Annotated in this window: 1 protein-coding gene; it reads right to left on the bottom strand. The window is 61.9% G+C overall.

Annotation, left to right across the window (positions count from 1 at the left end; genetic code table 11):
• A partial coding sequence (locus tag RJ1_RS45165) for an IS3 family transposase (protein ID WP_143169631.1) occupies nt 1-636 on the bottom strand: 636 nt, incomplete at both ends.

Consider the following 636-nt stretch of genomic DNA (forward strand, 5'->3'; position numbering starts at 1 on the left):
CACGCCGCGGTCGGAGTGCACAATGGTTCCTTCGCATTTTCCGCCGCGAGCCGCGACCGCCTGCTCGAGCGCATCGGTGACCAGCTCGGTCCGCATATGGTCATCGACGCCCCAGCCGAGCGCCTTCTTTGAGTGCTCATCCTTGAACGCACACAGGTACATATCGCCTTCGCCGCAGGTCAGATAGGTGATGTCGGACGTCCACACCACGTCGATCCGGCCCTGATCGAACTTCCGCTGGACCAGGTCGGGCGGGAACGAGGCGTTCGGGTCGACGACAGTGGTGGCCATATGGAAAGTCCGGGGGCTGATCCCCGAGAGGCCGATCTCGGCCATGACCTTGGCCACCGTCTTCTCCGTGACGACTTCGCCGGCGGCACGCAGGTCTGCAGTGATCCGCGGGGCACCGTACACACCATCGGAGGCACGGTGAAAGTCGACGATCTTGACGGCAAGGTCCGCTCGCCGTTGCCTTCGATGAGTCAATTCGGTTGCAGTGGAACGTTTATGGTGTTCGTAGTATCCGGAGGTCGACACACCCAGCAGGCGCGTCATACGGGTAATCTCGGTGTCGGCGCACTCCATGGCCATCAGCTCGAAGCGCTCTACTTCTGATGTTGTGCCGCAAAGTACGCC

This window comes from Rhodococcus jostii NBRC 16295, assembly GCF_001894825.1.
Classification (GTDB): Bacteria; Actinomycetota; Actinomycetes; order Mycobacteriales; family Mycobacteriaceae; genus Rhodococcus_F; species Rhodococcus_F jostii.